The organism is Dolichospermum compactum NIES-806 (assembly GCF_002368115.1).
Taxonomy (GTDB): domain Bacteria; phylum Cyanobacteriota; class Cyanobacteriia; order Cyanobacteriales; family Nostocaceae; genus Dolichospermum; species Dolichospermum compactum.
Window position 1 is genome coordinate 1,236,719 of sequence record NZ_AP018316.1, and the last position, 23,303, is coordinate 1,260,021.

The 23,303-nt window shown below is 36.5% G+C and carries 29 protein-coding genes and 1 pseudogene; 8 read left to right on the forward strand and 22 right to left on the reverse strand.

All coding sequences use genetic code 11. The features are described from left to right. Positions 1-110: 110 nt before the first annotated feature. Entirely contained in the window at positions 111-719 is a 609-nt protein-coding gene (locus CA730_RS06000) for a class I SAM-dependent methyltransferase (protein ID WP_096665178.1), read from the forward strand. Between the two features lie 144 nt (positions 720-863). On the opposite strand, the gene hypB is transcribed toward CA730_RS06000, so the two are convergent. From hypB to CA730_RS26405, 22 genes and pseudogenes are all read right to left on the reverse strand, one after another. After that, positions 864-1,688, reverse strand: a complete 825-nt coding sequence (gene hypB / locus CA730_RS06005) for a hydrogenase nickel incorporation protein HypB (protein WP_096665181.1) — start codon at positions 1,686-1,688, stop codon at positions 864-866. Then, positions 1,679-2,020, reverse strand: a complete 342-nt coding sequence (gene hypA / locus CA730_RS06010) for a hydrogenase maturation nickel metallochaperone HypA (protein WP_096665184.1) — start codon at positions 2,018-2,020, stop codon at positions 1,679-1,681. The genes hypB and hypA overlap by 10 nt, the downstream gene beginning before the upstream one ends. Positions 2,021-2,077: 57 nt before the next feature. Next, positions 2,078-3,172: a hydrogenase expression/formation protein HypE gene (hypE, locus tag CA730_RS06015; RefSeq protein ID WP_096665187.1), complete on the reverse strand. Its 1,095-nt coding sequence runs from the start codon at positions 3,170-3,172 to the stop codon at positions 2,078-2,080. 68 nt (positions 3,173-3,240) lie between these two features. After that, entirely contained in the window at positions 3,241-3,456 is a 216-nt protein-coding gene (locus CA730_RS06020) for a tautomerase family protein (protein WP_027401706.1), read from the reverse strand. A gap of 24 nt (positions 3,457-3,480) precedes the next feature. Then, positions 3,481-4,632 (reverse strand): hydrogenase formation protein HypD, encoded by a 1,152-nt coding sequence (hypD, locus tag CA730_RS06025; protein ID WP_096665190.1) that lies wholly within the window; start codon positions 4,630-4,632, stop codon positions 3,481-3,483. A gap of 131 nt (positions 4,633-4,763) precedes the next feature. Then, on the reverse strand, positions 4,764-5,009 hold the full coding sequence (locus tag CA730_RS06030; protein WP_096665193.1) for a HypC/HybG/HupF family hydrogenase formation chaperone: 246 nt from the start codon (positions 5,007-5,009) through the stop codon (positions 4,764-4,766). Positions 5,010-5,071: 62 nt separating this feature from the next. Further along, complete coding sequence (gene hypF, locus CA730_RS06035; protein ID WP_096665196.1) at positions 5,072-7,441, reverse strand: carbamoyltransferase HypF; 2,370 nt, start codon at positions 7,439-7,441, stop codon at positions 5,072-5,074. Between the two features lie 39 nt (positions 7,442-7,480). Beyond that, positions 7,481-8,641 carry an NHL repeat-containing protein gene (locus CA730_RS06040; RefSeq protein ID WP_096665199.1) on the reverse strand — a complete coding sequence of 387 codons (1,161 nt, stop codon included), beginning with the start codon at positions 8,639-8,641 and terminating at the stop codon, positions 7,481-7,483. Positions 8,642-8,680: 39 nt separating this feature from the next. Then, a complete protein-coding gene (locus CA730_RS26395) occupies positions 8,681-8,911 on the reverse strand; it encodes a type ISP restriction/modification enzyme (protein ID WP_096665202.1) in 231 nt (76 codons plus the stop codon). Beyond that, positions 8,911-9,078, reverse strand: coding sequence for a type ISP restriction/modification enzyme (locus tag CA730_RS26400; RefSeq protein ID WP_407919771.1), 168 nt, complete (start codon positions 9,076-9,078; stop codon positions 8,911-8,913). Before CA730_RS26400 ends, CA730_RS26395 begins: the two co-directional genes overlap by 1 nt. A 192-nt stretch (positions 9,079-9,270) precedes the next feature. Then, entirely contained in the window at positions 9,271-9,585 is a 315-nt protein-coding gene (locus tag CA730_RS06050) for a FeoA family protein (protein WP_330221285.1), read from the reverse strand. 48 nt (positions 9,586-9,633) lie between these two features. Further along, positions 9,634-9,933: a 2Fe-2S iron-sulfur cluster-binding protein gene (locus CA730_RS06055; protein WP_096665205.1), complete on the reverse strand. Its 300-nt coding sequence runs from the start codon at positions 9,931-9,933 to the stop codon at positions 9,634-9,636. 106 nt (positions 9,934-10,039) lie between these two features. Next, on the reverse strand, positions 10,040-10,408 hold the full coding sequence (locus CA730_RS06060; RefSeq protein WP_096665208.1) for a HesB/IscA family protein: 369 nt from the start codon (positions 10,406-10,408) through the stop codon (positions 10,040-10,042). A 62-nt stretch (positions 10,409-10,470) separates the two neighbouring features. Continuing rightward, complete coding sequence (locus CA730_RS06065) at positions 10,471-11,253, reverse strand: HesA/MoeB/ThiF family protein (RefSeq protein ID WP_096665211.1); 783 nt, start codon at positions 11,251-11,253, stop codon at positions 10,471-10,473. Positions 11,254-11,263: 10 nt separating this feature from the next. Continuing rightward, positions 11,264-11,581 carry a nitrogenase-stabilizing/protective protein NifW gene (gene nifW / locus CA730_RS06070; RefSeq protein ID WP_015081333.1) on the reverse strand — a complete coding sequence of 106 codons (318 nt, stop codon included), beginning with the start codon at positions 11,579-11,581 and terminating at the stop codon, positions 11,264-11,266. Then, the gene (locus tag CA730_RS06075) at positions 11,578-11,778 is read right to left on the reverse strand and encodes a CCE_0567 family metalloprotein (protein WP_096665214.1); all 201 of its coding nucleotides are present in this window, start codon (positions 11,776-11,778) and stop codon (positions 11,578-11,580) included. Before CA730_RS06075 ends, nifW begins: the two co-directional genes overlap by 4 nt. A gap of 83 nt (positions 11,779-11,861) precedes the next feature. Then, complete coding sequence (locus CA730_RS06080) at positions 11,862-12,338, reverse strand: NifX-associated nitrogen fixation protein (protein WP_407919772.1); 477 nt, start codon at positions 12,336-12,338, stop codon at positions 11,862-11,864. Next, positions 12,335-12,754 (reverse strand): nitrogen fixation protein NifX, encoded by a 420-nt coding sequence (nifX, locus tag CA730_RS06085; RefSeq protein ID WP_096665220.1) that lies wholly within the window; start codon positions 12,752-12,754, stop codon positions 12,335-12,337. The genes CA730_RS06080 and nifX overlap by 4 nt, the downstream gene beginning before the upstream one ends. 133 nt (positions 12,755-12,887) lie before the next feature. Further along, the gene (gene nifN, locus CA730_RS06090; protein WP_096665223.1) at positions 12,888-14,219 is read right to left on the reverse strand and encodes a nitrogenase iron-molybdenum cofactor biosynthesis protein NifN; all 1,332 of its coding nucleotides are present in this window, start codon (positions 14,217-14,219) and stop codon (positions 12,888-12,890) included. A gap of 162 nt (positions 14,220-14,381) precedes the next feature. After that, positions 14,382-15,749, reverse strand: a complete 1,368-nt coding sequence (gene nifE / locus CA730_RS06095) for a nitrogenase iron-molybdenum cofactor biosynthesis protein NifE (protein WP_096665226.1) — start codon at positions 15,747-15,749, stop codon at positions 14,382-14,384. Between the two features lie 728 nt (positions 15,750-16,477). Beyond that, positions 16,478-18,013 carry a nitrogenase molybdenum-iron protein subunit beta gene (gene nifK / locus CA730_RS06100; protein WP_096665229.1) on the reverse strand — a complete coding sequence of 512 codons (1,536 nt, stop codon included), beginning with the start codon at positions 18,011-18,013 and terminating at the stop codon, positions 16,478-16,480. A gap of 187 nt (positions 18,014-18,200) precedes the next feature. Next, a pseudogene (locus CA730_RS26405) lies at positions 18,201-18,347 on the reverse strand (nitrogenase molybdenum-iron protein subunit alpha); the annotation flags it as partial. A gap of 215 nt (positions 18,348-18,562) precedes the next feature. Here CA730_RS26405 and CA730_RS24155 point away from each other — a divergent pair. From CA730_RS24155 to CA730_RS25465, 7 genes are all read left to right on the forward strand, one after another. Next, the gene (locus CA730_RS24155) at positions 18,563-18,709 is read left to right on the forward strand and encodes a hypothetical protein (RefSeq protein ID WP_157749921.1); all 147 of its coding nucleotides are present in this window, start codon (positions 18,563-18,565) and stop codon (positions 18,707-18,709) included. A 226-nt stretch (positions 18,710-18,935) separates the two neighbouring features. Further along, entirely contained in the window at positions 18,936-19,418 is a 483-nt protein-coding gene (locus CA730_RS06110) for a Uma2 family endonuclease (RefSeq protein ID WP_096671317.1), read from the forward strand. A 38-nt stretch (positions 19,419-19,456) separates the two neighbouring features. Beyond that, complete coding sequence (locus CA730_RS06115) at positions 19,457-20,476, forward strand: transposase (protein ID WP_053537527.1); 1,020 nt, start codon at positions 19,457-19,459, stop codon at positions 20,474-20,476. A 542-nt stretch (positions 20,477-21,018) separates the two neighbouring features. Beyond that, a complete protein-coding gene (locus CA730_RS06125; RefSeq protein ID WP_096665232.1) occupies positions 21,019-22,320 on the forward strand; it encodes a site-specific integrase in 1,302 nt (433 codons plus the stop codon). Positions 22,321-22,419: 99 nt separating this feature from the next. Then, positions 22,420-22,671, forward strand: a complete 252-nt coding sequence (locus CA730_RS06130; protein WP_096665235.1) for a type II toxin-antitoxin system HicA family toxin — start codon at positions 22,420-22,422, stop codon at positions 22,669-22,671. Continuing rightward, entirely contained in the window at positions 22,661-22,924 is a 264-nt protein-coding gene (locus CA730_RS06135) for a type II toxin-antitoxin system HicB family antitoxin (RefSeq protein ID WP_039201008.1), read from the forward strand. The genes CA730_RS06130 and CA730_RS06135 overlap by 11 nt, the downstream gene beginning before the upstream one ends. A 59-nt stretch (positions 22,925-22,983) precedes the next feature. After that, the gene (locus CA730_RS25465; protein ID WP_231939994.1) at positions 22,984-23,139 is read left to right on the forward strand and encodes a hypothetical protein; all 156 of its coding nucleotides are present in this window, start codon (positions 22,984-22,986) and stop codon (positions 23,137-23,139) included. The last annotated feature ends 164 nt before the right edge of the window (positions 23,140-23,303 follow it).

A 23,303-nucleotide genomic window follows, 5' to 3' on the forward strand; every position in this document is an offset into this window, starting at 1 on the left:
CTAAATTATATTTTAATCACTAAAATCACCATATCCCCGATTTATTCAAGAAGTCGGGGATTTATCTTTTTATCTTGTTATAATAAAATAAATACGAAAATATAGCAGCCATGATTAGTAATTTTGTCAATAATAAAAAAGAATTATTTGACCGTTGGGCAAATAGTTATGATTGGGCATTTCCCTCTTTTATTTACCAAGCTATCCATAAAAGATTACTGACAAAAGTTGAATTATCACCTCATGCAAATATTTTAGATTTGGGTTGTGGAACAGGAAAACTATTAGATAGATTAGGAACTCAATTTCCAGAAATTACAGCTACAGGGTTAGATTTGTCTCCCCAAATGTTACGGGTAGCGAGACAAAATAACCGCCACCGTCCGCGATTAATTTATCTTGAAGGTAATGCAGAAAATCTCCCCTTTGCTGAGGGACAATTTGATGCGGTATTTAATACAATTAGTTTCTTGCATTATCCTCAACCAGAACAGGTTTTAAATGAGGTAGCAAGGGTACTTTCTCCTGGTGGTAAATTCTATTTAGTAGACATTACTTTTAATAACTCATCACCATGTCAAATTACCTACTATTCACATACAGCAGTTAAATTTTATAGCCAAAAACAAAGAGAAGAAATGGGTAATAATGCAGGGTTAAATTGTATAGGTCACTATAATTTATTGGGGTTTGTATTATTAACTATTTTTCAAAAATAAAGCTAATTTTATTAGAGTGGGCAATGCCCACCCTACGAAAATAGTGTAATATAAACATGAATTAAGCATTTTTTATTTTCTCTGTGTCCTCTGTGCCTCTGTGGTTAGTAAAAAAATATTAAACTCAAAACAAAGCACATCAATTTATAGAGAAATTAAATTAGCCGAATTATTCACCTGTTGAGATAACCAACCATATAAACCTGCTAACCCTTCCCCAGTAGTAGCAGAAACTTGAAAAATTCGTATATTTGGATTTACCTGTTTTGCATATTCAATACAACGTTGAACATCAAATTGTAAATAGGGAAGTAAATCAATTTTCGTGAGAATCATAACTTCACTATTGCGGAAAATATGGGGATATTTAATAGGTTTATCTTCCCCTTCCGTCACCGATAAAATTACCACCTTAGCAGCTTCTCCCAAATCAAACAAAGCTGGACAAACCAAATTTCCGACATTTTCAATCATCACCACAGAATTAAGGGGAGGATTCAATTCTTGCAGCCCTTTTTCTATCATGGAAGCGTCTAAATGACAACCTGTACCCGTGTTGATTTGCACAACTTTACAACCTGTTTGTTTAATCTTTTCCGCATCATTAGTAGTTTCTTGATCACCTTCAATCACGCTAATAGATAATTTATCTTTTAAATCATTAATTGTGCGAGTTAATAATGTAGTTTTTCCCGCACCAGGAGAACTCATTAAATTCAAAGCCAGGATATTTCTACCTTTAAACCAGCCGCGATTTTGGGCAGCTAATAAGTTATTTTTACCTAAGATTTCTTGTTCTAAAGATATGGTTGTATTATGTATTTTAGCATGAATTTGGGGTGATTCTTCATGGTGATGAGTATGGGTAATTACAGTCCCATCTGGTAAGGTATGGGTATGATGATGTTCATCTTCCATATTTGTAATTGTCGTTTGATTATCATCCGAACATCCGCAAGTTACACACATAAATCCTCCACTTCAATTTCTTTTATTTTTAATTCTTCACCAGTCAATAAATCCAATTTTACACTACCACATTGACAAATACCAAAAGGTTTATCTACATAAAATGTAGTACCACATTCACGGCATCTAGCCATTCCTGGTATTTCTAAAATTTCTAATATTGCCCCTTCGACTATTGTATCTTTAGCGCAAATATCAAAACAAAATTTAATGGCATCTGGCATAATAGCTGATAATTTGCCAATTTCTAATAATACTCTTTGGACTTTTTTATTTTGGGCGTTTTCGCTAACGATAGCGATGATGTTTTGGGTGATTCCTAGTTCGTGCATAGTTTTTTTGTTTCACGCAGCGACGCAGAGGCGCAGAGAGAGGAAGAATGAGGTTTTTTAACAAATTCTGGGAAGTTGGTCGCCGACTAGCATATCTATGATTCTTTCTGCACCAAAGGCGGTTTTTAAGAGGACTATTCCTGGTGGTGTGGGAATAATTTCACCTATGATAGATGCTTGTTTTCCTGTGGGGTGGTTTTGCATTGTTGCTAAAATTAAATCGGCTTTTTCTGGAGGGGCAATAATAACTAATTTTCCTTCGTTGGCTAAATATAAGGGTTCTAACCCTAATATTTCACAGACTCCATTTACTTCTTCTCGAATAGGAATTGCGTTTTCATTGATATATATTCCTACGTTTGCTGTGATGGCAAATTCGTTTAATACTGTGGCTAAACCTCCTCTTGTTGCGTCTCTCATGGCGTGAATTTGAGGGCAAACTTTGATAATTTCAGCAACTAATTCATGTAATGGTTGACAGTCGCTTTCTATATCGGTTTCTAATGCTAATTCTTCTCTAGCAATTAATATTGCTGTACCATGATTTCCTATTTCTCCGTTAATAATTACTACGTCTCCCGGTTGAATATGGCGCGGAGAAATATCAATTCCTGGGGGAATTATGCCAATACCAGCAGTGTTGATAAATAGTTTATCGGCACAACCACGATTAACAACTTTTGTGTCTCCTGTGACTATTTGTACTCCAGCTTTTTTGGCTGCTTTTTGCATACTAGTCACAACTTTTCGTAATGTTTCTATTGGTAAACCTTCTTCTAAAATGACGCTACAAGTGAGATATAAAGGTTTTGCACCACTCACGGCTAAATCATTAATTGTGCCATTTATTGCTAATTCTCCTATGTTTGAACCAGGGAAAAATAAGGGGTCTACTACATAAGAATCTGTGGTAAATGCTAGTCGCTTTCCATGTTGAGAAAGACTGGCTAAATCAAATGTGGCTTGGTCTTCTAATTGGGCAAGAATGGGATTATCAAAACTTTTCACAAATATATCATCTATTAAATCTCTCATGGCTTTACCACCACTACCATGAGATAAATTAATATGAGTATCCCTCACTTTTCCTTGACGACGACGGACTTGTTCGATTTTTTGAAAGAGTGAATTTTGATTAGGGTTAATTGGCATTTTAAAATTGCTTTGTAATTATATTTTTTTCTTGTGGGACAGGCATCTTGCCTGTCATTGTTAATTAATTACCTACCTGTTTCTTCATGTCTACCATTGTGTTTATCGTAATGTAAAACGCCACCAACTGCCCAATCTTCCCGTTCAAATTCGTCAATATGTACGGTTATCCATTCGGGTTTTGTTCCTAAAGCAGAAACTAAAGCATCGGTTACAGCTTTAACTAATTTTCGCTTTTTTTCTATGGAGTGACCTTTACCAATTTGAACAGTGACAAAAGGCATATAATTTTCCTCAAATTGTGCAATTTAGCTTGATAGCGATTGTGGAGATACACCTGATTTATCTCTTTTAGCCATAGTGGAAAGTCGCCCATATTTGTAATATGCTGCACAAGCACCTTCGGAAGAAACCATACAAGTTCCTATGGGTGTTTCTGGTGTGCAAGCTGTTCCAAATACTTTACATTGCCAAGGTTTTAAAACTCCTTTGAGAATTTCTCCACACTGACAAGCTCTATGATCTGCTACTTTTAAATTAGGAATGGTAAATTTAACTTCAGCATCAAATTGGGCATATTCTGCACGAATTTTAAAACCGGAATTGGGGATTTCTCCTAAACCTCGCCATGCAAATTTTTCACGGACTGTAAAAACTTGATTCATGGCTATTAATGCGTTTTGATTTCCGCTAGGTTCTACTAAACGATTATATTGATTTTCAACTTGACAACGATTTTCTACTATTTGTTTTAATAACATCCAAATTGATTGGAATATATCTAATGGTTCAAAGCCGGAAATAACGATGGGTTTATGATATTCTTGGGCAATAAATTCATAAGGTTCTGTCCCTATGACCATACTTACATGACCAGGACCAACAAAACCATCAAGTTGTAAATCGGGATTTTCTAATAATGCTTGTAATGCAGGAATTACTAATACATGATTGGAAAACATACTAAAGTTAGTGATATTTTCCGCGGCTGCTTGGAGAATGGTAAGTGCGGTACTAGGGGCGGTGGTTTCAAAGCCTAAACCGAAGAAAACTATTTCTTTATTGGGGTTTTCTTTGGCTATTTTCAGACTATCCAATGGTGAGTAAACCATGCGAATATCAGCACCTTGGGCTTTGGCTTGCAATAAGCTGGTTTTTGCACCAGGTACGCGCATTGCGTCGCCAAATGTGGTAAATATGATGTTGGGTAGTTGACAGAGTGCGATCGCATCATCTATTCTCCCTTTAGGCATAACGCACACTGGACAACCAGGCCCATGAATTAATTCAATATTATCGGGTAATATTTCTTCAATTCCGTATTTAAAAATAGCATGGGTATGTCCTCCGCATACTTCCATTATTTTTAAGTGTCTGTCTATTTGTTGGCTGAGTTTTTCGATTTCTTTTTGTAAGGCTTGGGCTTTTTCTGGGTTACGAAATTCATCTACGTATTTCATATCAATTTTAAATTTTTTTAGATTTTGGATTTTGGATTAATTACTTCACAAAACATAAATTGATTAGCTAGAATGTCATCATTTTGTTTTTCCAGTCCGTTTTAACGGACTTTTGCTATTAGCCTTGTACTTTAGTGCAAGGCGGCTATTTCTTGCAATAATTGTAATGTTTCTGCGGCTTCTTGTTCGTTGATTCTGTTCATTGCAAAACCAACGTGAACTAATACCCAATCTCCTATACATTTTTCGGGAGGGTGTTGTTCGTCAACTATACAGGCTATATTTATTTGTCTTTTGACTCCTCCAATATTAACCATAGCTAGTTTATGTTCGGGGTTGGTTATTTCTGTTATTTGTCCGGGTATTCCTAAACACATTTTAATTTTCCTTTTTTTGAATATTTCAGATCACCGACTTATTTTTCAATTTAATGAATAAACTATAATTTAATCTTAGAAGTCGGGGATATTTTTAGATATCTAGCCGCAGCAATTACACTTTGTCCTAGTGATAAACCTCCGTCATTTGCAGGTACTAGACTATGAGTTAATACATTAATTTCTAATTTTTCTAGTCGCATTTTTACCTGTTGTAATAGAATTTGGTTCTGAAATACACCTCCTGTTAATGCTACCTGATTAAATTCATGTTCTTGTCTAAGTTGTTGAACCATTGTTACAACAGTAATAGCTAAACTTTTATGAAATTTTGCAGCTATTTCTGATGAGGATATGTGCTGTTTAATATCATTGAGGATTTCTCGCCATGCTGGAGATGTATTGATATAATAAATATTATCTAATTTTTTAAATTTAAAGGAATAATTTAGAATTTCTTCATCATTGTTTAAAATATTGACATCAGCTATTGTTTCCATTTCTATTGCTGCTTGTCCTTCATAACTACATTGTTCTCGACAAATACCTATTGCGGCGGCAACTGCATCAAATAATCTGCCTACTGATGATGTTAAGGGTGAATTAATACCTTTTTCTATGATTTGGTTGAGTAGTTTTGGGTTGTTAGTTTCTAAAAATTTGATGATTTCTAAATCACTGTACTTTTCTTTGATTTCTTCCCAAGTAAAAGCATTAATTAATTGAGAGTATGTATTTCTCCAAGGTTGATAAATTGCCTGTTTTCCTCCTATCATTGCCATTGGTGTAAATGTCGCCAATCTTTGAGAGTTACCATAATCTGCTAGTAAAAATTCTCCTCCCCACAGTGTACCATCTTCACCATATCCTAACCCATCAAAAGCTATGCCTAAAATGGGTTTTGTATTTAAGGGAATTTGATTTTCTGCCATACAGGCAGCAATATGGGCGTGATGATGTTGAATTTCTGCTAATTTAATGTTATTACTTTCTGTTAGTTCTTTGCCAAGTTTAGAAGACAAATACTCTGGATGCTTATCAATAGCAATTATTTCTGGTTGATGTTGAAATAAATTCAGATATAAATTCAATGTTTCTTGATAAGCATTAAAAGCAGCCGCATTTTCTAAATCTCCTAAATGTTGTGATAAAATTGCCTCACCTTCTCTTAACAAACAAAAGGTATTTTTTAACTCGCTACCCATTGCTAAAATATGCGGTACTTTTGCAAATCCTGGAGGTAAAACAATTGGTGCAGGTGCATATCCTCTAGCGCGTCTGAGGGTTTGAATTTGATTATCAATAACTCGCACTACAGAATCATCTACTCTATTAACAATATCACGATTATGTAAAAGAAAATAATCAGCTATTTTTGATAATTTATCTTTTGCATCTTCATTATCTAGACATTGTGGTTCATCAGAAATATTACCACTAGTTAAAACTATGGGTACTTTCATTCTTCTGAGAATTAAATGATGTAAAGGCGTATAAGGTAACATAAAACCCAGAGTATTTTGTCCTGGGGCTATGGAAGATGCTAATTTACTATTATCTTTGATTTTTAATAAAACAATTGGTGCAGCAGAAGTTGTTAATACTTCTTTTTCTAAATCATTAATATAGCAATATTCAGAAATAATATTTATATCTCTTGCCATTAAAGCCAAAGGTTTATGATAACGACTTTTACGATTTCTGAGTTTGATAACTGCATTTTCTAAAGTGGCATCACAAGCTAAATGAAAACCTCCTAAACCTTTAATAGCAACAATTTCACCCTTTTGTAACAACGTACAAACAGCATCCACCTCATCCAACATAGAAAACATATCAGATATCACAGGTTTACCGTCAGCCCTTTCTAACCATGCACGAGGTCCACAGTTAAAACAAGCCACAGGTTGGGCATGAAACCGACGATTTTCTACATCTTGATATTCCTTTTCACATTCCTGGCACATTGGAAAATTCACCATGCTGGTGTTACTTCTATCGTAAGGAATAGCCCGAATAATACTCAACCTTGGACCACAATGAGTACAATTAGTAAAAGGATAACGAAAATAACGACTAAAAGGATCAAAAATCTCCTTTTGACATTGAGTACAACTTGCCGTGTCAGGAGAAATTCCAGTTTTTACCACACTATTAACACTGCGAGAAATCATAAAATCATCAAAATTAAACTCCCCCAAATATGGGCTTCTAATCACCTCATTAATTCTTGCCAAAGGAGGACATTCTTGATATAGTTTATTGACAAACTCCGTTATTTCTTCCTCACTACCAGAAACACGAATTAACACCCCTTTCCCATCATTACAAACATCACCCTTTAACCCGAAAAACTTCGCCAAACGATACACAGTAGGACGAAAACCCACACCTTGCACAGTCCCACAAACCCGAATTTCCTCTATTCTCATCCTTCCTCCTCTGCGCCTCTGCGCCTCTGCGTGAGATAATTAAAACTTCCAAATCAAAACGCGATTATTCCCAGAATCAGCAACTACCGCATTCTCACCACAAACCTTAATTCCATAACACCAATTTAAACTTCGTCTTGTTGGTAGTCCAAAATTCCGATTTTCGCTTTTATTTGTAAAGTTATCTTGTCCCATCACACCATCAGCATTTGCACCTTGCAATAATAAAATAGATGCTTGTTTCTTCCATCCTAGCAAACGGGAATTAGCTGTATCAGCAACTATTAACCAATCTTTCCATATATCTACCCCATAAGGCATACTTAAACTACTAGCACTGGGGAAATAAACACCTTGATTTAATTCCACAAAATTGAAGTTTTTTTGCCCTAAAACCACCGTACAAGGGGCATTATTTTCTGTTGGTATTCCTTCCCAAATCATTACCCGGTTATTACCTGCATCTGTGACAACTAAATTATCTCCCCAAAGGGTGATATCATGACACCAACGCATACTGGCAGCAGTGGGAGAACCACCCCCATTTTCATTACGAGATATCATATCTGGTTGTCCCAAAACTATATCCGCAGGTTGTCCATTTTCTGTGGGTAATTGATTCCAAATTAATAACCGACGATTTCCAGTATCAGCTACAAATAACTTACCTTGATAATAGAAAATACCATAAGGCCAATGTAGGGTATTTGCCGCCGGTTGTTGATTTCCTCTGTTAAGTACATTATCAATAAAGTTATTTTGTCCTAATACTAAATCTGCGGGAATATGACTATCTGTGGGGATATTATACCAGATTAAAATGCGATGATTCCAAGCGTCTGCAACGGCTAAACCACTACCACATTTACAAATACCTGTAGGAACGCTAAATGTAGATTTTCCTGGTGTACCTTTGGCGTTTTGTCCTTCAGTATAAAAGTCTGGTTGTCCTATTATCCAGTCAGCAGGTTGATGATCTTTTGTGGGTAGATTTCGCCACCCTAATAAACGATGATGTCCTGTATCTGCTACCCATAATGGTCCGGTTTGTGATAATAAACAAGCTGCACGGGGTCCAAACATTGTTGTTGGAGTGGGTGCAAGAGGAATTACTAATTGTTCTGGTGTAACGTTGTTTCCTAATATTATTTTTGCACCAGCAGGAGATAGGGGTAAATGGGGTATATTTTGGGTTTGCAATGTAGATAGGGAATTAATATTGGTTAATATTACCAGTTTTTACTCTATGGTAAAACCTGGAATAATTCTATCAATTTCCTGCATTAATCGTAAAGTTTCTGTTAAAGCAATGACAATTTTTTGATGCTGGTTAATTTCCTCAGTAGATAATTCTCTCTTAGCATTTTTTCTATCTTTTAACCATTTATCTAATACTTGATATCCACCAATTTTAAACTCCCAGATATGTGAGGGAATATCCGTAAAATAACTATGTTTATTGATATACACTATTTGCAATCGCTAACTTGATAATCTTCTATGCTTTGGTATGTTGTGGTTAAGGTATTGAGTATATCTGATTTCATTAAATGTAAATTAACTAATTCTTCTCCTTTGATAGCTAATTCATGAAAGAGTTTTTGATTACTGGTTAAGATAAAATTTATTTTGCACATCTTCTGGCAAAGCATCAAATTCTGTCTCAAAATCTTGATGAAATTCAACAATCCAATTCATTAATTATACACTCGACAGCATAACTTTTTAAGTTTATAAATTTAAACCCTGTAAACCCTGTATTGCTAAATACAATACAGGATTTTGGTGATAGAAATTACAATTTAAACAAAAGTTAATAATCACCATTTTCACCCATCAATTACCCGCACATAAATAGCCCGTGCTATTTCCCGATCTATGGTCATAGATAAATCACCACATTTAATCACAAAAGTTGGAAATTGCTGTTCTACAGTAATCGTATTCCCTGTTTTAATTCCCATTAATATCAGCTTTTTTCTAATTGTCTCATCTTGACTTTGGCAAACAGTAACTATTCCCTGTTCGCCTGATTTAAGTAATTCTAAAGAACAACCCATAATCCTAAAAGGAGTAAACATTTTATCATCAAAATAAAAAGGCAAGAATTGAAATGATGAAAGATGATAAACATCCTCCATCATTGTAAAATTGAAAGAGTTAAGTAATGCTAAAACCTAACAGATATTGTATTAAGCAAGATAAGGTTCTTGGTGGGTTTTGATTGTGCAGTTAGAACGAGGATAGGTAACACACAATAGAGCAAAACCTTTTGCCATTTGCTCATCATCTAGGAAGACTTGATCGTCTTGATTGATTTCACCTTCAACAATCTTACCTACACAGCTAGAACAAGAACCGGAGTGACAGGAGAAAGGTAATTCAACTCCAGCTTCTTCTGCTGCGTCTACAATATTAGTGTCTTCATCACACTCAATTGTGGTGTCAAAATCTTCTTTTTTGCTAATTAATCGTACTTGATAGGTTGCCATTTTCTAATTCTCCTCAAACATAAATGAAGTGAGTTTTTTGAGTGAGTTAAATTTCCCTAATTGAATTCAAAATTCAAAATAAAGGATCTAACTTTTGAACTTTGAACTATTGTCCACAAGGTACACCAGTGGGAGTACCATCATTGGTTTTAAAAGACTTGCCACAACCGCAGGTATCAGTTGCATTGGGATTGGAAAACTTGAAACCGCTGTCCATTACTCCCTCAACAAAATCAACTACCACACCTGCTAATAAAGGCGCACTTTTAGCATCAACGTAAATCAACACATTTCCTTGTTGAGATACGACATCATCAGGTTGGGGCTTACTGGTAATTTCGATGCCATACTCATAGCCGCTGCAACCACCATCTTTGACGGAGATGCGGACACCCTTTTTAGCATCTTCGGTTGCAGAACCTTTTAAAAATGCCCGCAGACGAAATTCAGCCTTTTCTGTTAAAGTAACAGTCATTTTGTTTCCTATTCTGTAGCGAATATTCTGATTTGGAATGTGGATTTTGAAAAAGTGGTACTTTACACCGTTGCAGTTTGAGATTGGGAATATCTCCAAGGGGCAGTATTACCGCAGACTGGACAATTGCGATCGCGGTGAGAACGACGTTTAGCAAATTCCATTCTGTTTAAATCAATCGTCAGTAATTCTGATAACAGCGGTTGACTAAAACCAGTAATCAGCTTTACCGCTTCCAAAGCGGTCAAACAGGCTAAAGTCCCAGAAACAGCCCCCAGCACAGAAAAACCGCGTCGGTCCCAGTCAGGTTTTTCTGGAAACAGACAAGATAAACAAGGCGTGACACCGGGAATAATCGTGGTCAGGTAAGCCTCCATTCCGTCCATGGCCGCCTCTACCATCGGCTTACGCCAGCGCACACAGGCTTCGTTTAACAAATTGCGTTCCGTGAAATTATGAGCGCAATCCAAAGCCATATCCGCCGACTGCACCAACTCATCCACATTTTCAGCGGTAATGTAATCATGAACCACGTCCACTTGGACATCAGGATTGATGGCTTTGAGGGTTTCCTGGGCTTTAAATACTCTAGGTTTACCCACCCAGTCATCAGTCATCAAAACCTGACGATTCATATCATCCAGCCGCAAATCACCACCCCGGACTAGGATTAGCCGCCCAACGCCCGCTACTGCTAGGTAAAGCGCCGCCGTACCACCTAATCCACCCACACCCGACACCAAAACAGTCGCTGATTTCAGGCGCTTTTGGGCTAATTCGCCAAAATTAGGAAGCATCATTTGGCGACTATAGCGTTCCAATTCGGTAGGCGTTAGGTTGATCACTTTTTAACTCCTAATCTGAGGTAATTTCTGTCAGGGTGACTACATTTTTTCGCTTATCATTAAACACCTTGAACAGCTTTTGTTCATGGGGTGTAGATTCTATAAACACTTGATAAGCTTGTTGTAAAGCTGTGCAATATTTCTCTAATCTTTCTTCGTCACTTATTTGCGGATAAGTATCATCAATTTGACTCATGAACTGAGAAAACTTTTTCAAAATATGTAAACGATTGACATTTACAAATTTTTGGTCGTAGGGCAGATTAAAAAAGATAAAAAACTCTTCTGCGTCTACTAACTTCTTGAATTCATCAATATTGGTACTCATTTGGAATTCTCCATTTTTTTAAGTTGTTGCTTGAGTTCATCTAACTGACAGTAGATTTCATAAGTTGCAGCAGCAACATCCATAAGTTTGTGGTAGTCTGTGGGCAGTCCTTCCGCTAAATCATGCAGATCCATTTTCATTTGACCTGCTTTACTATTTAGCTTTTTAATCTTGTTGGTGATTTCTTCAATTGTCATATTTTTTGTCCTTTGTCAGTTGTCCTTTGTCAGTTGTTTGTTGTTCAAATACCACTGACAACTGACTACTGACCACTGACTAATTAAAGATTGCCAACTTCGGGGAAACGTTTGGCTAAATCAATGCCTTTTTCGACGAACTTCGCACCTTCTTCGTCTAATTTCTCGAAAGAATCAAAACCAAACCGATGGGCATCACGTAAGGTTTTTACAGTTAATAATAAGCGTCCAGAAAATATTAAAGCCCAGCCGAAACCCTCATGTCCTAATTCAACAACAACATTAGAAATGAGTCCAGTTTCCTTTTCAATACTGGCAGCTACAGCCCGAAAAAAGGCATTTATGCGAGAAATAGTAGCGGGATCAATTTCACCTTCTACGGAAATTTCCCGTTTCTTTTTTTTAGTAACAATATAGGGTTTGAGGATTAATTCATCAGTCCAAGTCCGGTAAAAACCATAACTATCTTGCGCCCGGATTTGTTGAACTAATGATTTATGGAAAGGAGTTAAAACTACCTCGGAATTGTTACCAGTTCCATTCACATCATTTATGCTCATAATGTTGCTTCTTTCTCAAGTTCTTCAGCAAAACTAAGTTTTTTCTGTCCTAAAGCTTTCCGTAACCAAGGTGGAGGATTACCCTTGAGAGTTTTGACTAATTTGTTGAGAATGTCTTCAATCTTTTCTTCTTCAGATTTAGCCTTAACTGGGGTTACGTTCTTCTTAATTAAACGAGCGGCGGCACTACCACCAATAGCCACAACATAAACAATTGTGCAATCATTCAATGCTTGTAGTTTAGGGGTGATTTTATCTTCATTACCATCTTCTTTGAGATCACCTTCAAATTTGAGGGTTTCGATGAATTCATAGCCGTTGTCGGAAATTTCATAAACATCAATTTCCTTAGCCCAACCAAAGTGAGCATTAACATGAATTCGGTCAGTTGTCGTAAAAGCAATTTTCACTTTCATTTGTCCTTTGTTTGAACACGGATTAAACGGATTTGAGGATGACACGGATTTAAGTTCTTAGTAGTAGGTTGGGTTGAGGAAGGAAACCCAACATTTGGACGAGTAGGTTGGGTTTCACTTCGTTCTACCCAACCTACTTTTGATTAATTACTGATGACCATTGGTGCATCATTGTTGATTCTTCATGTTCTATAAATAGGTTTCCCATGCCAAAAAGAAGCTCGATAGTACCGCGATAGCCTACTTTGGTAAATAGACCGTTTCCTAATCGGTCATAGATGGGAATACCTAAACGATAGAGAGGAATTGAGAGATGTTTAGAGAGGGTATTTACGTTGGAATTACCAATCAATAAATCAGAACCTATTGCCAACTTTTCAAAATCCTCTAAATCACCAATAGTGACATTATTGATAGGAAGTTCTTCCAATAAAGGGGAACGAGTTGTGGTGACAGCGTTATGAATTTCTGCTCCCATTGATTGCAAAAATCCAACTATAGTCCACAACAAATCTGGTTCTAAAGCTAAAGATACTCCTTTGGAACTAAAATAAAAGTGAGTATCTAACATTGCGTCTTGCAATTGCCGACGTTGACGACGATATTTTTCAGGAACGGGATTTCCACTTAATAAAGATAACTTTTGCAGAAATTGATCTACAGGTTCTAATCCTGTTAAATCTCTAAATACTTGATAGTTAGTTCCAAACCGTTCCTCTAAAATTTTCGCCGCCCCCAACATACTTTCACCTAATGCTAAGGTAAACGCCGAACTACCTAAAGAACGCAATTGTTTGAGGGTTGTACCACTAGCAGTTATAGGAGTATAACCATCTTCCAAATGTCCATCTAAAGAAGCTCCTAAATCAGGAACAAAGATTGGTTCTAAACCAAAAGCTGTGACAATTTCTCGAATTTCCAGCACATCTCCGGGAGTGAGCGCAGAACCAGCTAAAATTGTGATTTGTTCTGGTTTAATTCCCCCGGCTTTGGGAATTTCTTTAACTATACTTTCTACCGCAACTGCAAAACCGTCTTGCAATGCACCTTTAAAATCAGGAGTAGGCGCAAAAATAATGGCTAAATGATTAAGTTCAGGATGACGTTCTCGAATATCTTTCAAGAACATTTCCATATCATCACCCCTGGTTTCTGTTAACCCAGTGGTACATAAACCAATAATTTCCGGTTGTACCTTTTCTACTAAAGTGAGAATAGCTTGCTCAACATTTTCCTCACCACCCAAAATAGTAGTAACCTCCGTCATTGCAGTAGTAGCAAGAGGAATTGCTTCCCGAAAATGTCGAACCAAAACCACTTTTGCAAACGCCGTACAACCCTGAGAACCATGAAATAAAGGCATAGTTCCCTTCAAACCCAAAAAAGCCAAAGAAGCACCTAAAGCCTGACTTTGTTTGAGGGGGTTTACAGTCACAGACTTTTCTGGAACAATTGCGATCGCCATAAATTAAACTTTCATTAAATGATAAACTTCTGAACATCTAACAATCTTGTGGGATGGGCTTCTAGCCCGTCCAAGGGCAGGCAGGATGCCTACCCCACAAGAATTAACAAGATATTTCTTCCTTTGCGTCTTTGCACCTTTGCGCGAAACAAAAACAAGCAATTATTCCCAAGGAGCAGGCTTCCGAATTTGCTCCCACACAGGACTATATAAAGCCTCAGTCAACTCCCGCGCCATTTCCACCATACCCACATAACCGGCATAGGGATGATGACGTTCTTGGTTAATATCTAAAAAGGGGATTCTAGCTTTTAAAGCAGTATATTGATTTCTGCCCCCAGCAATAAGCATATCTGCGTTAGTTTCTTGAATTAATTTCAGGAGTTCTGTGGCGTTCCCCTTCTCCAGCATAATCCCATCATTACCCAACAAATTTCTAATTTTCGCTTTATCTTCTTCTGTACTTTTCCGTGTACTTGTCGCCACAACTTCAATTCCCAAATCCTTCGCAGCGGAAATAATTGACCAACTTTTCACACCACCAGTATAGAGAACAATGCGCTTTCCTTTCAACTTAGCTCGATAGGGAGCAAGAGCAATATCTAAAGCCGCAGTTTCTTCAGCAATGAGTTTTTCTGTCCGTTCCTGCAAATCAGCATCACCTAATTTAGCAGCCACAGTTCGCAAACAACGGTTAATATCTCTAATTCCATAAAATGACTCTTCAATGTAAGGAATTCCATAACGTTCCTGCATTTTTCGCGCCATATTTAAGAGCGCTCGTGAGCAAATCATGACATTTAATTTAGCCCGGTGAGCATAACGCACTTCTTCATAACGAGCATCACCAGTAATTTTTGATAAAACCCGAATTCCTAACTTTTCAAATAAACTTAAAACCCCCCACATTTCCCCAGCAATATTATACTCACCGATGATATTAATATCATAAGGTGTGGTATATTCCGGTTCAGCAGTACCAACTACATATTCTAGTAAAGCCTCACCACCGAAGCGATTACCTAAGTTTTTGCTGCCAATAAATCCGGGAGCAATCACAGGAATTACCGGAGTTCCAGTTTTTTCGGCTGCTACCTTACAAACAGCATCAATATCATCACCAATTAAGGCTGTAACACAAGTAGCGTAAACAAAAACTGCCGCAGGTTTGTAATTTTCATTAACTTCTAAAATCGCCTTATAAAGCTTTTTCTCACCACCGAAGATTACATCATTTTCGCCCACATCAGTAGTAAAACCTGTCTTATAAAGCATTGGTCCAGAAGACAGACTACCACGACTTCCCCAGGAATTTCCAGCGCAAGCGATCGGACCATGTACTAAATGAGCAGCATCAGTAATAGGAACTAAAGCAATCATTGCCCCATCAAAGGCACAACCACCTTGAGCCGCACCTGGTTGAGCCTGTTGAGTACAAGATTTATTTTTCTTTTCTCCCTGTTTCTTTTGATTATGTTCGCATCCTGATTCACTCAGAAGTTCGTTAATTTTGCTTTGGGTGACTTTCATTTTTATTCTCGTGCTAGATGGAGTTTACTACCATGACAAATCTTGCTTAAAGTTAATCATCAAGATGATGATTTTGACAAAAATATTGCAAATTAATAAAAATTATTTGTGGAACTATTTACAGCATTATCTATTTATGGGTTTCTGTCTCTACAGAAAAGATAATAGAAACTTGCTGCAATAGAGAATAAGTGAGAAATATCTCACAAATAATTTAGGATCACCACAGGATATAATAAATATAATAATTCTAATTTCCCGAAAATAACCAAGTTTTTATACTTAGTTTTGATTGATTTCTAGATTTTCTGCAAAATCTAATTAACTTAATATTTACACAGATAAACTTTCAAAAAAGATATGTATTTATCTGTATTTTCTGGGAGTGGGATTTTCATAACATTTACTTTGGCAAGAAAAAATAGAAAAATTGTCAGAAATGGCTATAGCTTGCGTGACGACGTAGGAGTCATACGCCACGCTACGCTATCAGGATGTCCAGGATTAAAGGATTAACAGGATAAAAAGAGGGATTTTATCACCAATTACCAGGAACTTATTTCAAAATTCATCCGTCCGGTAGATGAAAGTGAACAAAGAGCAATCGGCTAGGAACTGGAGATAGGGGATAGGATTTTAGGTAAATTGCCTAAGTCCCAATCCCCTTTGTCTATTTTTCACCGAAAGGAAACCGAAAGGGTGGGGTTTCCCCACCCCTACAGACATTCTTAACGAATTAAGTCATAGGAAATATCGGTCTTACCAGCAACATTGGTGGTGCGGTCAATTTCTTCAAATACTGTGTTCACAATCCAGTTCAACAGGTTGATGATACCTTTGTAACCAACAGTTGCATAACGGTGGTAGTGGTGACGATCCATGATTGGATAACCGATTCTTACTAAAGGTACACCACAATCACGCCACAGGTACTTACCGTAGGAGTTACCAATCAATAGGTCTACGGGTTCTGTGAATAACAATGAACGTAAGTGCCACAAGTCTTTACCACCCCAGATTTTAGCGTACTTACCGAACACGCTAGAATCTAACAATGCTTGCAATTCTTTCTCGAATACTTCGTTGGTGTTGTGAACTAAGATGTGTACTGGTTCAGCACCCATTTCCAACATGAAACCAACTACGCTGTAAACTAAGTCAGGATCACCGTAGATAGCGAAACGCTTACCATGAACCCAAGCATGAGAGTCGGTCATAGCGTCAACTGCACGACCACGTTCGATTTCTAACTCTTCAGGAATAGCCTTACCAGTCAATTCACTGACTTTCATCAAGAACTCGTCAGTTCCCTTGATACCCCAAGGACGAGCAACACAAACGTCTTGATTCCATTCCTTAGCAATGTATTCGCGGGTCTTGACGGTAGAGTAAGCTTGAAGAGTAATAGTAGCCTTAGCGTTGATGGAATCTGCTGCATCTTCTAACTTAGTACCACCTGGGTACATATTGTACTCACCATCACAAGGGGAGTCAACATAATCACTGTTGTCAGACAACAAGGTGTAGTCAATACCCATTAAGGAAGCAATCCGCTTAATTTCGCGGTTGTTTTCTACGTAGGTATCAAAACCAGGAATGAAGTTGATTTTACCGTTGCTCTTAGCTTTCTTCTTACCTGCGGTTAAGGTAGAAAGGATTCCCTTCATCATGTTGTCGTAACCGGTGATGTGAGAACCAACGAAGCTAGGTGTGTGAGCAAAAGGTACTGGTAAATCTTGAGGAACTGAACCAGCTTCTTTAGCGTTACCAATGAATGACTGTAAGTCATCACCGATAACTTCTGCCATACAGGTGGTGCAAACTGCAATCATTTTAGGATTGTATAGTTTGTAGGAGTTAGCCAAACCATCAATCATGTTTTGCAGACCACCGAATACAGCAGCGTCTTCTGTCATGGAAGAAGAAACACCGGCAAATGGTTCTTTGTAGTGACGAGTTAAGTGGGTACGGAAGTAAGCTACGCAACCTTGAGAACCTTGCACGAAGGGAAGAGTACCTTCAAAACCAACAGCCGCAAACATAGCGCCTAAAGGTTGACAACCCTTAGCTGGGTTAACGGTCAAAGCTTCACGAGCGAAGTTCTTTTCCCGGTATTCCCAGCTTTTTGTCCATTCTGCTACTCGTTGTACTTCTGCGTCGGTGTGACCGTTTTCAAACTGTTTCTTGTTTTCAAACAGTTGTTGATATTCTGGTTGGTGGAATAGCTCAACGTGGTCCTGAATCTTATTGGGATCTTGAGGCATTTCTATATCTCCAAGCTTTGGTATGTATGATGTTTGCGTTCGGTGGAGAGTGGGGAATGTGCCTCAAAATTCAGAATGCAAAATCCAAAACTTTGAATTTTTAATTTTGAATTTTGACTTCCCTACTCCCCCTGGGGCTAAACCCCAGACTTTTCATCTTCGGCCAGGGTTGCCCCTACTCTGTTTCCTAGACTGCTGCTGTAGCTCTTAATGCTTTCTTTGCAGATTTGTTCCAGGGAGCGCCGATTAATCCCCAGGTTGGGCTGTTGAGCGCTAAATCCATGTCACGAGCAAAGATTGCGAATCCGTCGTAACCGTGATAAGGACCGGAGTATTTATTTTGCTGGTTTAATAGGTTTTAACTAAAAAAGTTAATGATTTCTGCATTATAAAGCAGCATAACCTGACATATGTACAGTTGAGACTTTTTGCAATACAAGGATTGACAGTAAGGAATATTATATGTTGTAATTTACAAGGGATTAAAATCTGATTAAATCTACTTAGAATAAACAGTTCACTTACATTTTATCAGGGGTTGTAATCAACATGACTACTGCTACCGAGACAAGAAAGGCTTATCAATTTATTCAGATTCGTGTGCAATTACTTGGTCGCGGAATGACTAATGAGATTATGAATCTTTACGTAAATGGCAAAGTTTTTAGTTGTCGAGACGTAAATACGGAAATGTAGGTTGGGTTGAACGACAGTAAAACCCAACATTAACATCCTGTAAATCCTCAAATCTTGGACATCCTGATTTAGATAAGTGCTAGAATAGTATTCAATTAGTATCCGCTCAATAAATGGGGGCGGACTACCCATTCGGGGACGATTTTACGCCATTTGAGGCTTGTCATGGAAGGATTTACCCCGGATTATTGAGCGGTTACTTCAATTATTACTCAGTCAGGACATTATGACCATCACTACCTTAACAAAATTAGATTTTGGACAATTCCTACAACAACGTCCTGATGATGGTATTTATGAATTGGTAAATGGAGAAATTGTTAAGGTGGAAGCAATTAGAGCGCGTAAAAATGTAGCCCGATATTTAATGTTTGGTTTTAATGATGAAATTCGGCGGTTACAACTTGATTATATTGTAGATAAAGATATAGTTGTTAGAACAGTTACCAATAAAGGAGATCAGAGAGGAAGAAACCCAGATGTGAGTGTAGTAAGTGCATCTTTATGGAACTCTAATGTCACAACTTATGGTGCTTTAATTGACGCGATTCAGTTAGCAGTAGAAGTAACATCAACGAATTGGGAAGATGACTATTTTCATAAATTAGAAGAATATGAAAACCTGGGAATTAAAGAATATTGGATAGTAGATTATTTAGCAGAAGTGTTGAATGTTAGGAAAAGATTAAAAAAAAGTACCATAATTTGATACAATCTAAAAAAATATAGATAAAGAATTATCAAATTATGCGCTTAAAGAATTTCCCAGAAGTGGTCAAAACAATATTGAAACCATTGCCCAAAAAAGATTATCCAGTTCTGGACACATTTTCATTTGTATCAGTGTGGTTACAGTATGTCATGGATAAAAGTATAGTGAGTATGAGAGATTTATTTCAAAGACTAAATAATCAAGGGATAGATTTAAAAATATCAAATTTTTCCAAGGCAAGTAAAAAGAGAGATACTCAAGTATTTTTGGAGATAATAACTGAATTAAACAATCAACTGAGAAAGAAAAAAGGAAAGGAAGAAACCCAAGCATTATTTCCTATAGATTCAACAATTATTACATTAACAAGTAAATTATTATGGAGTCAAGGATATCATCAAGTAAAACTATTTTGTGGGTTAGATAGTTTGACATCAGAAGTTGGTGGAATGGTGATTCATTTTGGGCAAGGACATGACCATAAATATGGACAAGAAACAGTAGAAGCAATTCCGTCAAAAGGAGTAGGGATAATGGATAGAGGATTTGCATCCTCCGAAAGAATATCTGAATTAAAACAACAAAAAAATAAAGCTTTTGTCTTAAGAATTAAAAATAATGTCACTTTAGAAATGCTAGAAAATGGTAATTGTAAAGTTGGCAAAGATGAAAGAGAAGTGGAAATTAGAGTAGTAGCATTTTGTGATATAGAAACTAAGAGTGAATTTCGTTTAGCAACAAACTTATTAAATGAAGGAGAAGAGCAAGTTAGTAATCAAGAGATTATGGAAATTTACATACAAAGATGGCAAATTGAATTGTTATGGAAATTCTTAAAAATGCACCTCAAGTTAGACAGACTTATGACAAAGAATGAGAATGGAATTAGAATTCAGATAATGTGCTGTTTAATCGCTTATTTGATATTGCAACTAATAGAAATACCGCAAGAATTTGGCAAAACTTTATTAGATAAACTCCGTTATCTTCAGTCCTATATGTGTCAGGAAATAAGTTATGTTCATTGGTTTAGAAAACTTATTTGGATAAGATGAAAAATAGCACTTATAGGCTAAGTTTATTTCAATATGTAAAGTTTTATTACGCTATTCAACATTTCTGATTATTTAGCAATTGCTTCTAGGAGTTATTTAGGCAATCCTAAATTACCAACAGTATTTGTTTATGAACTCGTTGATGGAAAATACCAAAAGAAAGCATTTACAGGAACAGACAAAATTATTTCTCCTACTTTTGCTGAATTAAATATTACAGTTGAGGATGTAATTAAGGCTAGTCAAATTCATAATTTATAATATCATCTGATACACTTCATAGAAAATAGATGTGTGTTCATTTTTATCAACTAATATTATAACGCATCTTTTAAGATTTTAATATTATTTAACTTCGCTATGTTTGCAGTAAACAATGTCAGTGATAAACTATGTTTGCAGCTAACTGATTTATTTTTTGTCTAAATATAGTCTGAAAGATTCAGAATAAGTCTCACGCAAAGGAAAAATTAAATTTCTCTGTGCCTTGACCGTCTCTGCGTGAAATAAATTCATATTCTTAATCAGCAACGCCAAGGATTATGAAAGAACAGCTACTATGGGAATTGGAACAAGTAAATCTGCGTTTGAAGTCTGCAAAAACCAGAGTAACAATTCGGGAATCAAATGGATGTCTGCAATTACGGGCAACTTTACCCATTAAACCGGGAGATGAGGACATCAGGGGAACTGGCAAAAAACAATACAATCTCAGTTTGAATATTCCAGCAAATTTACCAGGTTTGAAAACTGCGGAAGAAGAAGCTTATGAGTTGGGTAAGTTAATTGCTAGAAAAAGTTTTGTTTGGAATGATAAATATTTGGGAAATGAAGGAATTAAAAAGGAGTTAAAAACTATTGGTGAGCTATTAGAAAAGTTTGAAGATGAATATTTTAAAACCCATAAACGCACGACGAAAAGTGAACATACTTTTTTCTATTATTTTTCTCGTATTAAGCGTTATACAAATGCTGATGATTTGGCAATTGGGGAAGTTTTGATTAATGCGATTGATAAGATAGATAAGGAATGGGCTAAATATAATGCTGTGAGGGCTATTTCTGTTTTTTGTCAACTTTTCAAAATTGAGATTAATTTAACTCATTATTCTAAAGTTCCTGAAAGTAATTCTCGCAATGTTCCTACAGATAAGGACATAGTTACGGGATTTTACAAATTTGATGAATATCTAAATAATCGAGGCAAACAAGTTAATCAAGATGTGAAAGATAGCTGGCAACTTTGGCGGTGGACTTATGGAATGTTAGCGGTTTTTGGTTTACGTCCCAGGGAACTTTTTGTTAATCCTCATATTGATTGGTGGTTAAGTGATGAAAATACAGATTTAACTTGGAAGGTTGATAAAGATTGTAAAACTGGTGAAAGGGAAGCTTTACCTTTATATAAGGAATGGATTGATGAATTTGATTTAAGGAATCCGAAATATTTAGAAATGTTGGCAATAGCAATTAGTAAAAAAGACCAGAATAATCATGCAGAAATCACGGCTTTAATCCAAAGAGTGAGTTGGTGGTTTAGAAAAATTGGTTTGGATTTTAAACCCTATGATTTACGTCATGGTTGGGCAATTCGAGCGCATATTTTGGGAGTTCCTATTAAGGCTGCGGCGGATAATTTGGGTCATAGTGTGCAAATTCATACCAAAACTTATCAACGTTGGTTTTCTTTGGATATGCGGAAGTTGGCAATAAATCAGGCTTTGAGTAAACGGAATGAGGTGGAGTTGATTAAGGATGAAAATACAGGGTTGAAAATGGAGAATGAACGATTGAAGATTGAGGTGGAGAAGTTGAGAATGGAAATGGTTTATAAACGGAGTTAAGTTTGGTGAATCAAGAATATCATTTTTGTGTGCTGTGGTATAATCGGTCAATAAATAATTATCTCAACCACCTAGCGAAAAAAATGCTACGATTAGTTAATGGGTAAACTAAGTAAATTAGTTAAATATCTTCTCTCTCGCCCTCCTGAAGCCAGATTTGAAGAGATTAGTTATGTTCTTGAAGCTTTTGGATATCAGGAAACTAGAGTAAGAGGAAGTCATCACGCTTTTGAGAATGAGCAAGGAGAAGTAATTATTATTCCCAAAAAAGGTGGTAAAAAAGTCAAACGAACGTATATTGAAGAAACAATTAGATTACTAGATTTGGAAAATTGGCAAGATGAAAACTAATTCTCAACTTGAGCATCAATCTTTAGAATATTATCTGTCTTTAAAATATCCCATGTCTATTTATCCAGAAGAGGACGGAGGATATACAGTAATTATTCCTGACTTACCAGGTTGTATGAGTCAGGGAGACAATTTAGAAGAAGCAATAGAAAATATTAATGAAGCGAGAGAGTTATGGATAGAAACTGTTTATTGTAGTGGTAAAAAACAAATTCCTTTACCTTCTAAACTAATTTCTATAATTAATTCGTGAACAACCATAAAAAATTTTATCCAAACTTATGACAACATAATCAACCAGGAGATTAGTCTATGGAAAGTATGAAAATTAAACCACACATTGGTAATGATAAAATTCTCAAAATTCAGCTTCCTGATGAATTTGCCAATGAAGAATTAGAAATAGTAATTGTATTTCAACGTATTGCAGAAAAATTATTACAATCTGCAAGTAAAACACCAGAATAATTAGGATATTCTCGTAGATTTTTAGAAGAAGTGATAGGTAGTTGGGAAGGTGAGCCGCTTGAACTTCCAGAACAGCTTCATTTTGAAGAACGGGAGGAAATTCAAGGTTTATAAATTTGCTCTGACGGGGGGACAACGTACCTTGAAACCAAGACCCTGTAACC

Bases quoted from the DNA above. Each gene is read 5' to 3' on its own strand.
- CA730_RS06000 (WP_096665178.1), top strand. From the start codon at position 111: ATGATTAGTAATTTTGTCAATAATAAAAAAGAATTATTTGACCGTTGG.
- hypB (WP_096665181.1), bottom strand. From the start codon at position 1,688: ATGTGTGTAACTTGCGGATGTTCGGATGATAATCAAACGACAATTACA.
- hypA (WP_096665184.1), bottom strand. From the start codon at position 2,020: ATGCACGAACTAGGAATCACCCAAAACATCATCGCTATCGTTAGCGAA.
- hypE (WP_096665187.1), bottom strand. From the start codon at position 3,172: ATGCCAATTAACCCTAATCAAAATTCACTCTTTCAAAAAATCGAACAA.
- CA730_RS06020 (WP_027401706.1), bottom strand. From the start codon at position 3,456: ATGCCTTTTGTCACTGTTCAAATTGGTAAAGGTCACTCCATAGAAAAA.
- hypD (WP_096665190.1), bottom strand. From the start codon at position 4,632: ATGAAATACGTAGATGAATTTCGTAACCCAGAAAAAGCCCAAGCCTTA.
- CA730_RS06030 (WP_096665193.1), bottom strand. From the start codon at position 5,009: ATGTGTTTAGGAATACCCGGACAAATAACAGAAATAACCAACCCCGAA.
- hypF (WP_096665196.1), bottom strand. From the start codon at position 7,441: ATGAGAATAGAGGAAATTCGGGTTTGTGGGACTGTGCAAGGTGTGGGT.
- CA730_RS26400 (WP_407919771.1), bottom strand. From the start codon at position 9,078: ATGTGCAAAATAAATTTTATCTTAACCAGTAATCAAAAACTCTTTCAT.
- CA730_RS06050 (WP_330221285.1), bottom strand. From the start codon at position 9,585: ATGATGGAGGATGTTTATCATCTTTCATCATTTCAATTCTTGCCTTTT.
- CA730_RS06055 (WP_096665205.1), bottom strand. From the start codon at position 9,933: ATGGCAACCTATCAAGTACGATTAATTAGCAAAAAAGAAGATTTTGAC.
- CA730_RS06060 (WP_096665208.1), bottom strand. From the start codon at position 10,408: ATGACTGTTACTTTAACAGAAAAGGCTGAATTTCGTCTGCGGGCATTT.
- nifW (WP_015081333.1), bottom strand. From the start codon at position 11,581: ATGAGTACCAATATTGATGAATTCAAGAAGTTAGTAGACGCAGAAGAG.
- CA730_RS06075 (WP_096665214.1), bottom strand. From the start codon at position 11,778: ATGACAATTGAAGAAATCACCAACAAGATTAAAAAGCTAAATAGTAAA.
- CA730_RS06080 (WP_407919772.1), bottom strand. From the start codon at position 12,338: ATGAGCATAAATGATGTGAATGGAACTGGTAACAATTCCGAGGTAGTT.
- nifX (WP_096665220.1), bottom strand. From the start codon at position 12,754: ATGAAAGTGAAAATTGCTTTTACGACAACTGACCGAATTCATGTTAAT.
- nifN (WP_096665223.1), bottom strand. From the start codon at position 14,219: ATGGCGATCGCAATTGTTCCAGAAAAGTCTGTGACTGTAAACCCCCTC.
- nifE (WP_096665226.1), bottom strand. From the start codon at position 15,749: ATGAAAGTCACCCAAAGCAAAATTAACGAACTTCTGAGTGAATCAGGA.
- nifK (WP_096665229.1), bottom strand. From the start codon at position 18,013: ATGCCTCAAGATCCCAATAAGATTCAGGACCACGTTGAGCTATTCCAC.
- CA730_RS24155 (WP_157749921.1), top strand. From the start codon at position 18,563: ATGACTACTGCTACCGAGACAAGAAAGGCTTATCAATTTATTCAGATT.
- CA730_RS06110 (WP_096671317.1), top strand. From the start codon at position 18,936: ATGACCATCACTACCTTAACAAAATTAGATTTTGGACAATTCCTACAA.
- CA730_RS06115 (WP_053537527.1), top strand. From the start codon at position 19,457: ATGCGCTTAAAGAATTTCCCAGAAGTGGTCAAAACAATATTGAAACCA.
- CA730_RS06125 (WP_096665232.1), top strand. From the start codon at position 21,019: ATGAAAGAACAGCTACTATGGGAATTGGAACAAGTAAATCTGCGTTTG.
- CA730_RS06130 (WP_096665235.1), top strand. From the start codon at position 22,420: ATGGGTAAACTAAGTAAATTAGTTAAATATCTTCTCTCTCGCCCTCCT.
- CA730_RS06135 (WP_039201008.1), top strand. From the start codon at position 22,661: ATGAAAACTAATTCTCAACTTGAGCATCAATCTTTAGAATATTATCTG.
- CA730_RS25465 (WP_231939994.1), top strand. From the start codon at position 22,984: ATGGAAAGTATGAAAATTAAACCACACATTGGTAATGATAAAATTCTC.